This window comes from Neobacillus sp. BF23-41, assembly GCF_041106275.1.
In genome coordinates this window covers 25,453-39,458 of the sequence record NZ_JBGBPR010000015.1, presented here as the reverse complement: position 1 = coordinate 39,458, position 14,006 = coordinate 25,453, and the positions used below count along the sequence as shown (strand labels likewise).

10 protein-coding genes and 1 riboswitch are annotated in these 14,006 nt (G+C 38.5%); all 10 genes read left to right on the top strand.

Going from position 1 to position 14,006, the window contains the following annotated elements; all coding sequences use genetic code 11:
• The first annotated feature begins 1 nt into the window (after window position 1).
• The 10 genes from AB7942_RS20585 to AB7942_RS20540 all read left to right on the top strand — a co-directional run bounded on the left by AB7942_RS20585 (window position 2) and on the right by AB7942_RS20540 (window position 13,990).
• Complete coding sequence (locus AB7942_RS20585) at window positions 2-1,078, top strand: carbamoyl phosphate synthase small subunit (protein ID WP_369448377.1); 1,077 nt, start codon at window positions 2-4, stop codon at window positions 1,076-1,078.
• Complete coding sequence (carB, locus tag AB7942_RS20580; protein WP_369448325.1) at window positions 1,065-4,292, top strand: carbamoyl-phosphate synthase (glutamine-hydrolyzing) large subunit; 3,228 nt, start codon at window positions 1,065-1,067, stop codon at window positions 4,290-4,292. Before AB7942_RS20585 ends, carB begins: the two co-directional genes overlap by 14 nt.
• Window positions 4,285-5,262: an ornithine carbamoyltransferase gene (argF, locus tag AB7942_RS20575; RefSeq protein WP_369448324.1), complete on the top strand. Its 978-nt coding sequence runs from the start codon at window positions 4,285-4,287 to the stop codon at window positions 5,260-5,262. The genes carB and argF overlap by 8 nt, the downstream gene beginning before the upstream one ends.
• An 85-nt stretch (window positions 5,263-5,347) precedes the next feature.
• Complete coding sequence (locus tag AB7942_RS20570; RefSeq protein ID WP_088085850.1) at window positions 5,348-6,559, top strand: argininosuccinate synthase; 1,212 nt, start codon at window positions 5,348-5,350, stop codon at window positions 6,557-6,559.
• 61 nt (window positions 6,560-6,620) lie between these two features.
• Window positions 6,621-7,997 carry an argininosuccinate lyase gene (argH, locus tag AB7942_RS20565; RefSeq protein WP_088085851.1) on the top strand — a complete coding sequence of 459 codons (1,377 nt, stop codon included), beginning with the start codon at window positions 6,621-6,623 and terminating at the stop codon, window positions 7,995-7,997.
• Between the two features lie 120 nt (window positions 7,998-8,117).
• Window positions 8,118-8,978, top strand: a complete 861-nt coding sequence (locus AB7942_RS20560; protein ID WP_088085852.1) for a carbon-nitrogen hydrolase family protein — start codon at window positions 8,118-8,120, stop codon at window positions 8,976-8,978.
• Between the two features lie 20 nt (window positions 8,979-8,998).
• A complete protein-coding gene (locus AB7942_RS20555; RefSeq protein ID WP_369448323.1) occupies window positions 8,999-9,661 on the top strand; it encodes a GNAT family N-acetyltransferase in 663 nt (220 codons plus the stop codon).
• Window positions 9,662-9,680: 19 nt separating this feature from the next.
• Complete coding sequence (locus AB7942_RS20550) at window positions 9,681-10,355, top strand: GNAT family N-acetyltransferase (protein ID WP_369448322.1); 675 nt, start codon at window positions 9,681-9,683, stop codon at window positions 10,353-10,355.
• Between the two features lie 96 nt (window positions 10,356-10,451).
• A riboswitch (SAM riboswitch) is annotated at window positions 10,452-10,563 on the top strand.
• A 104-nt stretch (window positions 10,564-10,667) separates the two neighbouring features.
• Complete coding sequence (locus AB7942_RS20545) at window positions 10,668-11,906, top strand: homoserine dehydrogenase (protein ID WP_369448321.1); 1,239 nt, start codon at window positions 10,668-10,670, stop codon at window positions 11,904-11,906.
• 236 nt (window positions 11,907-12,142) lie between these two features.
• Complete coding sequence (locus AB7942_RS20540; RefSeq protein ID WP_369448320.1) at window positions 12,143-13,990, top strand: glycosyltransferase; 1,848 nt, start codon at window positions 12,143-12,145, stop codon at window positions 13,988-13,990.
• Window positions 13,991-14,006 lie beyond the last annotated feature (16 nt).

Below are 14,006 nucleotides of genomic sequence, written 5' to 3'. Positions count from 1 at the left end.
GTTGCAGAATGGATACCTTACTTTGGAAACGGGAGAAGTATTTGAGGGGGTACTAATTGGTGCCGAAAAAGAGTCTTTCGGAGAAGTGGTTTTTAATACAAGCATGACTGGGTATCAAGAGATTATCACTGATCCATCATACGCAGGACAAATCATTACCTTCTGTTATCCTATTATCGGTAATTATGGGGTTAATGCAATCGATGATGAGAGCATCACACCAGCATTATCAGGGGTGATTATCGGTGATTTATGTGAAACACCGAGCCATTATCAATCCGTAAATAATTTCTCTGAAAAACTAAAGCAGGCAGGAGTTCCTGGGATTGCAGGAATTGATACGCGTCTTTTAGTAAAAACCATTCGCAGCCGTGGGACGGTAAAAGGGTATTTAAGCCAGTCCAAGAATGGCGAAATGTCAGCTCCAGAAAAATCTTCATTTTGGGTGGAGAAAGTATCAACTAAAAAAATTCAATATTTCAAAAACCAAGGGCCGCATGTGGTGCTCATGGATTATGGATTTAAAAAGTCGATTCTCAACGCCCTGCTAGATGAAAACTGTGCGGTAACAATCGTCCCATACAATACTCCTTATGAAAAAATAAAGGCCTTGAATCCAGATGGTGTCCTGTTCAGTAATGGACCTGGGGACCCAATGGAATTAAAAAAATGGTTTCCAGAAATAAAAAAAATAAGTCAGAACTATCCTACATTGGGCATTTGTCTGGGGCATCAATTAATCGCCCTTGCATATGGGGCTAAAACAAAAAAACTAGCCTATGGGCATCGCGGTGGTAATCATCCAGTGAAGGAACTTACGACTGGAAAAGTGAAAATCACAGCACAAAATCATGGCTATGTTGTCGTTGACGAAAGTATTGACAACAAGGAATTCGATGTCACCTACCGAAACGTAAATGACCGTTCGATTGAGGGGTTAATGCATAAGAACCATCAGATACAAACCGTGCAATTTCATCCTGAAGCCCATCCAGGACCAAGCGATACAGAATATATTTTAAAAAATTTCGTAACTCAGATAGCTTCTATGGGAGAGACTGTTTATGCCATTAAATAAAAGTTTAAAAAAGGTACTAGTGATTGGATCAGGTCCAATTGTTATTGGGCAGGCTGCAGAATTTGATTATGCAGGTACACAGGCATGTATAGCCTTGAAAGAAGAAGGAATTGAAGTTGTTTTAATTAATAATAACCCGGCCACCATCATGACAGATGAAGCCGTTGCCGATAAGGTATATATTGAACCGCTTAACGTTGAAACCATTGAAAAAATCATCAAGAAAGAAAAACCTGATGGTATTATTGGTACACTAGGCGGCCAAACGGGTCTGAATTTAACTGTGCAGCTTTACGAACAAAATATTTTAGAAAAATACAATGTTGAATTATTAGGAACATCTGTTGAGTCTATCAAAAATGGTGAGGACAGAGAGAAGTTCCGTAACTTGATGCTTAAAATTGGTGAACCAATTCCAGAGTCCGCGATTATTCACAGCTTTGAGGAAGGAGTTTCCTTTGTAAAGGAAATTGGATTTCCAGTCATCATTCGCCCTGCGTATACACTTGGAGGGGATGGAGGCGGCTTTGCTTATAATGATGAAGAACTGGAAACTGTTCTGAAAAAAGGCTTAGCGGCAAGTCCGATTCAGCAGGTGTTGGTAGAAAGAAGTATCAAAGGCTGGAAAGAAATTGAGTATGAAGTCATGAGAGACGACAATGACACGTGCATCATCGTTTGCAATATGGAAAATATGGATCCAGTCGGTGTACATACAGGGGATTCCATTGTTGTTGCTCCGTCGCAAACATTAACAGATGTCCAATATCAAATGCTTCGTGATTCTTCTATAAAAGTTATTAAAGAATTAAAGATTATCGGTGGTTGTAACATCCAGTTTGCTCTTCATCCGGAATCGAATCAGTATTACATTATCGAAGTAAATCCAAGGGTGAGCCGTTCTTCGGCGCTTGCATCTAAAGCGACTGGTTATCCAATTGCCAGGATGGCAGCGAAGTGTGCGATTGGGTATCATTTGGATGAGATTGTGAATCCGATAACAGGTAATACCTTCGCATCATTTGAGCCAGCGATTGATTATATTGTGGTAAAACTACCTCGCTTTCCTTTTGACAAATTCCCTGAAGCGGACCGGACCTTAGGAACGCAAATGAAGGCAACTGGGGAAGTAATGGCGATTGATCGGACATTTGAAGGTGCCTTAAACAAAGCCATTCGCTCGATGGAAATGAATGTTTATGGACTTTGCCTCGAAAGAAATAAATTAATTGATGAAAAGAACTTACTTGAACTTCTTAAACAGGCAAATGATCAGCGATTATTCATCATTGCAGAATCGCTTAGAAGAGGGATATCACTTGAAAAAGTTCGACAGTTGACCGAGATTGATTCATGGTTTTTACACAAAATTAGCTCAATCGTTACGTTAGAAACGGAATTAGCTTCCTATAATTGGAGCGATGTTCCAGTTTCCTTGCTTAAGGTGGCAAAGCGAAATAATATTTCCGACAAGCTCATATCTCAAATATATGTTATTCCTGAAAAGCAGGTAAGAAGCAAGTGGAAAGAACTCAACTGGAAACCTGGTTATAAAATGGTTGATACCTGTTCAGCTGAGTTTGATGCTGTTACACCTTACTATTATTCAACCTGGCACGGGTTTGATGAAGTTGAAGTGACGAGCAAGAAAAAGATTCTTGTCATTGGCTCTGGCCCAATTCGAATCGGCCAAGGGATTGAATTTGATTACTGCTCGGTACACGCGGCAAAAGCGATTAAGAAAAAGGGCTATGAAGCGGTTGTTATCAATAACAATCCTGAGACCGTTAGTACCGATTATTCGATTGCAGACCGCCTTTATTTTGAACCACTCGCAGCAGAGGATGTACTTCATGTCATCGAAAAAGAACAGGTGGAAGGTGTATTGATTCAGTTCGGTGGGCAAACAGCCATTAATTTAGCCCATGATTTAGAAGAAGAAGGGATCAAAATTTTAGGTACTACGGTGAAAAATGTTGATCGCCTAGAAGATCGTAAAGAATTTTACCAGTTGCTTGAAGACTTAAACATTCCGCATATAGAGGGTCAAACCGTTTCGCATTCTGACGAATTAATAGAAGCAGCCACTAAACTGGGTTATCCAGTCCTGGTGCGCCCATCCTATGTCATTGGCGGCCAATCAATGTTTACTATTTTTTCAGAAGCGGAATTGAGCCAGTATATACTGCAACTTGAGAAAAATTCGCAAGCAACGATGTGGCCATTATTAGTAGATAAATACTTACCTGGATTAGAGTGCGAGATTGATGTCATTTGTGATGGGGAAAATATCGTCGTCCCAGGTATCTTTGAACATATAGAAAAAGCTGGGGTCCATTCAGGGGATAGCATCTCGGTGTTCCCGCCGATATCACTGTCAGAGAAAATTAAAGAAACGTTAATTGATTATGCCGAAAAAATTGCAAATTCAGCACCAGTTATTGGAATCATGAACATTCAATTTGTTATCTATGAAGGCCAGGTTAATGTGCTTGAAGTCAATCCGCGTTCTTCTAGAACAGTGCCAATCATGAGTAAGGTCACAGGAATTCCGATGATTGAATGGGCGACACGCGTTCAATTAGGAGAGACCCTCTCAGATCTATGTTCAACAAAGGGACTAATGGATGAGCCATCCTATTTTTCAGTAAAAACACCTGTTTTTTCATCAAGTAAGCTAAAAGGTGTTGACCATGTGCTAGGACCAGAAATGAAATCAACTGGTGAAGCGCTTGGCATGGGAGCAACCTATCAAGAGGCACTTGAAAAGTCTATTCCTGCTCTTGGCGGGCAACAAGATGAAAATTATATTTTCTGTTCCATTTCTGATCGAGATAAGCAAGCATCTCTTCCTATCATTCAAGAACTTGTAATAAAACAATACAAGATTGTTGCTACAGAGGGGACTGCTTCATATTTCCAAAACCATGGAATTGATGTTGAAAAAGTGATTAAGGACGATGCAGAAGTCATTGAACTTTTCCGAAAACAGTCCATGAAGGCTGTCATTAATATACCGAATCAAGGACGAAATAAAATTAAATTTGGTTTCCAGATTCGCGAACATGCGGTTCGCTACAAGGTACCAGTATTTACACACTTAGATACAATTGAAGCGATTATCGGCCTGGAAAAAGGATCTCAATCCGATTCTGAGGTTCGATCTATGAATGAATATTACAAGTTGGAAGAGAGAGGTGCCGTTCATGGGTGAGGCCATTAAATTAAATGAAATTAGTAATATAAATAAGCCGAAACTTAAAGGAAAGGGCTTTTTACAGCTTTCCGATTTTAGTACAGATGAAATCCTCTATCTTCTAAACGAGGCGATAGAGATGAAAAAGCTCCAAAAACAAGGAAAACCGCATCCGTATTTAAGCGGGAAGGTTTTAGGGATGATTTTTGAAAAATCATCCACCCGTACAAGGGTATCATTTGAGGTAGGGATGCTGCAGTTAGGCGGTCATGCAATATTCTTAAGTTCAAAGGATATCCAGCTTGGAAGAGGAGAAAGTATTTCTGATACCGCAAAAGTGTTGTCGCGCTATGTGGACGGATTAATGATTCGAACGTTTTCACACGATTCAGTCGAAGAATTAGCTGAGCATGCAACAGTACCAGTTATTAATGGTTTAACTGACCTGCAGCACCCTACCCAAGTGTTAGCTGACCTTTTAACGATTCTTGAGCATAAAGGGAAACTGTCCGGCTTAAAGATGTGCTATATTGGGGACGGCAATAACAATATGGCTCATTCTTTAATGGAAGGCGCGATGAAGGTTGGAATGGATATTAGCATTGCCAGTCCCCCAGGATATTTGCCTGATGGAAAAATAACAGAGAAGGCAATTAAAGTTGGAAAACAAACTGGATGTAAACTCGTGATTACAAATGATCCGCTAGAAGCTGTTAAAGATGCAGATGTCATCGTAACAGATGTCTGGACCAGTATGGGGCAGGAAGAAGAAACTTCAAAAAGACTCGAGGCGTTCCATGGATTTCAAGTAAATAATGAACTTTGTAAGAATGCAAAGGATGACTATATCTTTTTGCATTGCTTGCCTGCCCATCGAGGCGAAGAAGTAACAGCAGAGGTCATCGATGGTCCTCATTCAGTGGTTTTTGATGAAGCGGAGAACCGTCTTCATGCCCAGAAAGCAATTTTAAAACTTTTACTAGCATAATAGTTTCCTTTTCTATGAGATTTGTTGTATAATAATTCTATCGGTTGAATAAAAATACACATACGGTAAGAGGAGAATAAAAACAATGACAAAAGAAAAAATCATTTTAGCCTACTCAGGCGGTTTAGATACATCAGTTTCAGTAAAATGGATTCAAGAAAAATATGGCTACGATGTAATTGCATTAGGTCTAGATGTCGGTGAAGGAAAAGACTTAGAAGCCATCAAAAATAAGGCACTGAATGTCGGAGCCATTAAAGCCTATATGATCGATGCTAAAGAATTATTAGCAAAGGAATATATTTTACCAGCATTAAAAGCTAATTGCTTATATGAAGGAAAATATCCATTATCTTCAGCTTTATCTAGACCGCTTATTTCAAAACTATTAGTGGAGGTAGCTGAACAAGAAGGGGCTACTGCTGTTGCTCATGGCTGTACAGGTAAAGGAAATGACCAGGTACGTTTTGAAGTTTCCATCCAAGCATTGAATCCAAGTTTAAAAGTTGTTGCCCCTGTTCGTGAATGGGGAATGACACGTGACGAAGAAATCAAATATGCTGAGGAGAACGGAATTCCAATCCCAGTCGATTTAGATAATCCATTTTCAATTGATGCCAATATCTGGGGACGTGCTTGTGAGGCCGGAGTTCTAGAGGATCCATGGGCTGAGGCGCCAGAAGCAGCCTTTGATTGGACGAATCCAATAGAACTTACACCAGATGCAGCGGAGTATGTTGAAATTGAATTTGAACAGGGGGTACCTGTTGCCCTTAACGGTGAGAAACTCCCACTTGTTCAATTAATTGAAACCTTAAATGAGCTTGGCGGCAAGCACGGTGTTGGCCGTATTGATCATATTGAAAATAGATTAGTAGGAATTAAATCTCGTGAAGTGTACGAAAATCCTGCTGCGCTAATTTTAATCAATGCCCATAAAGAATTAGAGTTTTTAACTCTAACTCGTGAGGTTACACAATTTAAGACACAGGTTGAACAGCAAATGGCGAAGATCATTTACGAAGGACTTTGGTATTCTCCGATAAAACCAGCACTTGATGCATTTATTAATGAAACTCAAAAAAACGTTTCTGGAACAATTCGTGTCAAGCTTCATAAAGGTAATCATACGGTTGTGGGCAGAAAGTCTCCTTACAGCTTATACAACGAGGAACTAGCAACGTATTCAAAAGGTGATGCGTTTGATCATAATGCCGCAGTAGGATTTATTAAGATTTGGGGTCTGCCAACAAAGGTCTATTCAGAAGTGAATAAAAAGGAATCAATTTTAAAATAATTCGGATTGCCCTCGAATCCTTTTTCGAGGGCTGTCTTGTTAGGTTAAGGGGGAGCAATCAATGTCTAAGTTATGGGGCGGCCGTTTTACGAAAGAAACGAATAAGCTAGTTGAGGAATTTACAGCCTCAATTACATTTGATCAAAAGCTAGCTAAGGAGGATATCGCAGGAAGTCTTGCCCATGTGCAAATGCTGGGTGAGTGCGGTATTATTCCAATGGAGGATGCTATAAAGATTAAGGACGGACTACTCTCCATCAAGAAAATGGTCGATGATAACGCGGTAGAGTTTTTAGTTGAAGATGAAGATATCCATATGAATATTGAAAAGTTATTAATAGAAAAAATTGGTCCGGTGGGAGGAAAGCTCCATACAGGGAGAAGCCGTAATGATCAGGTGGCCACCGACATGCATCTATACTTAAGAACGAAAACAACTGAGCTTATTAAATTAATAGAAGATGTCCAACAGGCATTAATTGAGCAGGCGAAAGAGAATGTCCAAACGTTAATTCCTGGGTATACTCACCTGCAGCGAGCCCAGCCTGTATCCTTTGCCCATCATTTAATGGCATATTTTTGGATGTTTGAACGTGATAAAGAGAGATTGATTGATAGTTTAAAGCGTATCAATTGGTTGCCTCTTGGTTCAGGGGCATTGGCAGGAACGACGTTTCCGATCAATCGTGAACGTGTCGCGGAACTGTTGGGGTTTGAAACGGTTTATCCTAATAGTATGGATGCTGTCAGTGATCGCGACTTTATCCTTGAGTTTTTATCGATTGGTTCAATAATCATGACCCATATTTCCAGATTATCCGAAGAGCTTGTCATTTGGTCGAGCCAGGAGTTTCAGTTCGTCGAGTTGGATGATTCATTTTGCACAGGTTCAAGTATTATGCCGCAAAAGAAAAATCCAGACGTACCTGAGCTGCTACGTGGAAAAACCGGACGGACATATGGTAATTTAATCGGACTGCTCACCGTTCTTAAAGGTCTGCCACTCGCGTATAACAAGGATTTACAGGAAGATAAGGAAGGTATGTTTGATACGGTTGAAACGCTTGAAGGTTCCTTAATGTTATTAGCACCGATGATTGAAACGATGACAGTAAATAAAGACGTGATGCGTAAGGCCATTAACAATGACTTTTCTAATGCCACAGATATTGCTGATTACTTAGTAAGAAAAGGTCTGCCTTTCCGTGATGCGCATGAAGTTATCGGAAAAATTGTTTTATATGCGATTCAGTCTAACAAATTTTTGCTAGATTTGAGCTTCGAAGAATATCAGGGCTTTAGTCCATTATTTGAGGAAGATATTTATGTTGTATTAGCTCCTGAGCATGTTGTTGGTGTCCGAAATAGCTTTGGGGGAACAGCTCCAGAGCAAGTGGAAAAGCAAATCAAGCTTGCTGAGGGAAAACTAGAGCAATAAAAATAATTTTTTAAAAGCCTGCCATTTGGTGGGCTTTTAGTTTTTAAAATTTGTATTAAATAGTAAAATATTAGATAATTTCCCCATGGGAATTTTAACTAAAGACAGGAGGAAAAAATGATGAAAATTCGTGTGTCTGCCGTTCAGTACCAACTACATACCATTCAATCCTTCGAGGAATTTACCTCACAATGTGAGCACTACATAAAAACTGCTGAGGAATTTGGGGCAGAGTTTGTCTTATTTCCAGAGTTCTTTACAACTCAATTACTTTCAATAGGTAATGGTCAAGGCAAGAGCCTGACAATTAATGACCTGCCAAGTTATACCCAACAATATCTAGAATTATTTTCAAATTTTGCACAAAAAAAGAACTTACATATTATTGCGGGAACACATGTGATTGAAAGGGATGGCAAGCTGTATAATACAGCACATTTATTTTATCCAGATGGAAGAATTGGTGAGCAGGCAAAACTCCATATTACACCGACTGAAGTAAATGAATGGAATATGGCACCTGGGGATTCATTTCAGATATTTGAAACAGAAAAAGGGAAAATCGCCCTCCTTACTTGTTATGATATTGAATTTCCAGAAATTGTACGTATGGCAAAGGCCAAAGGTGCTGATGTGATTTTCTGTCCATCATGCACAGATGACCGTCATGGTTTTCATCGTGTTCGTTATACCAGCCATGCTCGTGCAGTTGAAAACCAAGTATATGTGGTCCTAACGGGAACTGTCGGTTCACTGCCGACTGTTGATTTTATGCGCGCTAATTTTGGCCAGGCGGCAATCATTACTCCTAACGATATACCATTTCCACCAAAAGGAATCTTGGTGGAAGGGGAAATCAATAATGACATGATTGTGACGGCTGACCTAGATATAAACTTGTTATATGAAGTAAGAGAACGTGGTTCCGTTACAACCTGGCGTGATCGAAGAACGGATCTTTACACAGATTGGGAAAAATAAACTGAAGGGGTGGGTATAGAATGTATCGAAGTGAATTTTACGTCTATGACCAAGAGCGGCCTGTGCCAGTTATCATTCGAAATTATTCAAATGTGGATTTTGACGATCTTATCAAGATTCAATCCGAGTGCTTCCCACCTCCTTTTCCTTCAGAATTATGGTGGAATAAAGAGCAATTAGCAAACCATGTGTACATGTTTCCAGAAGGTGCATTGTGTGTTGAAGTAGATGGTGAATTAGCTGGGTCAATTACCGGCTTAACTATCGACTTTGATCCTAGCGATAAAAACCATTCGTGGGAAGAAATCACTGACCATGGATATATACGGAACAATAATCCAAATGGGAATACCTTGTATATTGTTGATATTAGTGTTCGTCCGAAGTACCGCAAACTAGGGCTTGGTAAATTGATGATGCAGTCTATGTACCATGTTGTGATAGAAAAAGAGTTATATCGATTACTTGGCGGGGGCAGAATGCCAGGATATCATAAAAAAGCTGATATCATGACACCAGGACAATATTTAGATGCAACAATTAAAGGGGAAGTTCAAGATCCTGTTATCACTTTCTTGCTGCATTGTGGTCGTGTGCCAATAGGGATTATTGAAAATTATCTCGAGGATGATGAATCCTGCAATTATGCTGCATTAATGGAATGGAAAAACCCTTTTAGATAAGTGAGAGGAATGAATCATAATGGAATATATTAGAATAACCAGTATAGCAGACCCTAATTTTAAAAAGCTTCATAACTTAATGGGAGAAATTTTTCCTCCAGAAGAAGTATTAGAATATGAGCTATGGAAAGAGCCATTAGAAGATCCGAGTATTCGCGTGTTTGTTGCTGTCGATGGAGACGAAGTCACAGGAGCAACTGAATATCGTTATTATCCGGATTGGAATATTGCTATGACAGATTTTACAATCATCAGTAAACCAGGCTTAAGCCTTGGCCGTTTTTTAGCGCATAACCGTTTAACGGATTTACAACAATTAGCTAAAGAAAATGGTAACGAGCTATTCGGGATGTTTGCAGAAATATACGATCCGTACCGGGTTGAACAACACGAATTTGGTGGAGTAAAGGTTATGGATCCATATGTCCGACGTGAAGTTCTCTCCCATTTGGGTTATAAACGCATTGATTTTTCATATGTTCATCCTTCCTGGAAAAACAATGGGGAAGCTGTAGCAGGTCTAGATTTATGTTTCATGCCAATTCAAGATGAAGGACTTAATTCACTACCAGCAAACCTGGTAAAGGATTTTCTGACGACATACTATTCAATTCTTACAAATAAGCCGAAGGATTGGCTCGAAATGATAGATCGACTGGGGAAAAAGGAATTTGTCTCCCTATTACCACTTTAATAAAAAGAAATTTCAAATAATATTGACAACTATCTTGGAATCAACTAGAATTCTCTTTATAACTTGGAAATTTAATGAAAAACTAACTAAATAAAACTCTTATCCAGAGCGGCGGAGGGACTAGGCCCGATGAAGCCCGGCAACCATCAAGGTAATTCTTGAAAAGGTGCTAATTCCTGCAGGTTATTTTTAACCTGACAGATAAGAGGAGGAAATCTACCCTCTTCTTATGAAGAGGGTTTTTCTTATTTATATGATATTAAAAGAAACAACCTATTAGTCATGTCTAATATTATTTAAGGGGTGGAAAGCATGTCTGTCATTAAAGTGGCAATTCTAGGCTTTGGTACAGTGGGTGAAGGGGTATATAAAACAATACAATCCCACGCTGATGAACTAACTAATGTTTTAGGAAGAAAAGTAGAAGTAGCTGCAGTGCTAATAAAAAATAAACAAAAAACAAGAGACATAAGTGAAGATGTTTTAATAACTACAGATTTTGCCGAAATTCTTAAACTACCTCAACTGGATGTTGTTGTCGAAGCAATCGTCGACAAAGAACAACCCTTTACTTTTTTAAAACAAGCTATCCAAAGTGGTTGCCACATTATCACAGCAAATAAAGAGATGTTTGCACATCACGGTAATGAGCTGCTCAAGCTAGCAGAGAGTCATAAAGTTTCAGTTGGTTTCGAAGCAACAGTTGCGGGAGGAGTTCCAGTTATTCAAACCCTTAGGCAGTTATTAAATGTTAACCGTGTTCGTACCGTACAAGGCATTCTTAACGGGACATCAAATTTCATCCTTACTGAAATGCGGGAGAAAAAACAGTCCTTTGTTGCTGCGCTTAGTTTAGCACAAGGGAAGGGGTATGCTGAAGCGGACCCAACCAACGATGTGGAGGGGTTTGATGCTTTTTATAAAACAATAATTCTCAGCAGAATAGCTTTTGGTATAGAACCAAATTGGCAGGATGTTGAACGGGAAGGTATTACTTCGATCACAAGTGAATTAATCGAATCAACTGAAAAGCTAGGGTTAAGGTTTAAACATATTGCAAGTATTAATAAGATAGGTGATCAAATTAATGCAACGGTTAGACCGGTTCTTGTTGGAAAGTCGCATCCTTTTTATTCCGTTGAAGGGGTAGAAAATGCGGTAAATATTCATTCTGATATCGTTGGTAGTATTACTTTGCAAGGACCTGGAGCTGGGATGTATCCAACTGCTAGTGCTGTTATCGAGGATTTGGTCTATGTCTGTCAAAATCAGCCGTCAAATAAGATTTTCAAAGAAACAATTGCATTATGTGATGGAGAGAAAAAAGGGGATGTAGAATGCTTATGGTTAATTCAAGGTCTCTCAAAAAATTATAAAAACCCTTTGATTACATGGATTACTCAAGCTATTGATGAGACAGCCATTATCCGGGCAACAAAGGAAGAAATTGAACGTTTAATTAATGACCAGCAGGCAAGGTGTTACTTTCAAATAATAGGTGAGTATGAAACAGAGAACAAAATTAATGAGGTAACCCTAGCTGCCCTTTAAGTTAAAGGAATGTAGCGAGCAAGCGGTTATTCCCAAAAGAGCATTTAGGTGCTCTTTTTTTTTTATGAAGAATTACTACTCACTTATGTGTATGGTATTTACTAATATCTATAAAAATATTAAACAAAACATCTTTTAACTGGGGATAAGTTTAGTCAAAATTAAATGGTATTCATATTGTGTAAAAGCTTGACCAAATGGATTTTTTTTTAAAAAAGAAAATGAAGAGGTGCATCATGTTAGGGAATAGCTTAAATGGACGTTTATTAACGAATCTGAATAATACATTCACCTATGAGTTTTGGGTAATGCCTGAAAGCGTTCATCGTATCGATAAACAAACACGTGATAGGCCCGCAGATGTAAATGGAAAAAATTATATCATAGGACCTGGACATGGAGTGTCCGATAATGATGCTGGAGTTAGTGTTTCAGTTGGATTAAATGGGATAACGGTCTATGAACATACTAAGAAAAATATCTATGCAGTGTTAGTCTATGAAGCTATTATTAATCAGCTCATTCATGTTGCTGTTGTCTATGATGATAGAGAGCCCCACCTATTCATTAATGGGAAGTTTGTAAAAAAAGGTGAACGAAGCCCTAAATCATTTGTATACCCATCGGGGATGATTGGGGGGCAACCTGGTCTTTTCTTTAATGGAGATATCAACGAGATTAGGCTTTGGAATCACTGCCGGACAGAACAAAATCTTAATAATTATTTGAATAAAAAGCTCACTGGAAGTGAAGCAGAGCTATATGGTGTTTGGCCAACTCCACCTGTAAATGAACTAGAAACAAAAAAGGCAAATGCAAAAACCAAAACCCGCAAAATAAAAAAGCGTCCTTCTGCTAAGGAGCGACAAAATGAAATCCCCCTAGTAAGTAAGAACGAAGATATTGAAGTCAGTATTATTATTCCTTCCCTCAATAAATATCCACTCAATCTATTTACTCTCTATTCACTGGAATACCAAACATTCAATCCTTCAAAAATGGAAGTTATCTTTATAGATGATGCTTCAACAGACCAAACGGAAGAAAAGGTAAAGGGCTATAAGCCTCCGTATCATTTTAAATATATACGTAATAAAAAGAATCTTGGAAGAGCTAAGGTTCGAAATTTAGGCATTCGTTCTGCAAGAGGCAGCATTCTTATTTTTCTAGATGCAGAAATGATAACAGAACCCGATTTTGTTGAAAGTCATCATAAGCTCCACCAATCAAATAGTAAGCTTATTATATCAGGTGCAATGCATTCAAGAGTTATACACTCATGTATCTTTCCTGAATTTACTCAAAAGAAGATAAACAAAATCTCAACTATATCTAAAAATAACCAGGAGATTTATTCGAGGATTAAAGACTTTAAATATCCAAGTAAAGAACCGTATCAGTTGTTAGAAAAAAAAGATATTGAAAAGAAAGTATTTAAGAATTTAGGTGTTGAAGTATACCCATGGTTCCAACAGATAACCCGCAATTTTCCTGCTGATTTAGAAGGGTTTGCGTTTCCATGGATGGCTTTTCTAACAGGGAATGTTTCCATTCGTAAAGAGTTTATTATTGAGGCGGGATTGTTCGATGAAGACTTTGTCAAGTACGGTTACGAAGATTGGGAAATAGGTTATCGTTTATATAAAATGGGCGCCAAATATATTGTTAGAAACGATTTGATCACGTACCATCAAGAACATCCTGTTGGAGAAAGTAAATGGAATGAGGCAATTAACAATCTGGGACTGTTTTTGAAAAAGCATCATGACATCGATGTTCTAATTCTTGGAATAGAGATATCAGGTCTAGCAGATTTATTAACGATGAATAAGGTATTAAGCGAATATAAGTTACTCATTCAATCCCATCCAGAGCGATTTCTAAAATTCCAAGAAAAATTCATTTGCATCCTTGAAACAATCCTCCTTATACTTCAAATCGACATCCGTCACATAAATATCTTAGGAGCTGCTGGCTTTAGCTCTGACGACAGAAAAGAACTTCAAGAAGATATTAATTCAATCAAAGGACTAAACAAGTTTACAAAATTAACTTCCCTTTTAGAAAAGATCAAGAACTCTTAAAAAAATTCTCCAAGGT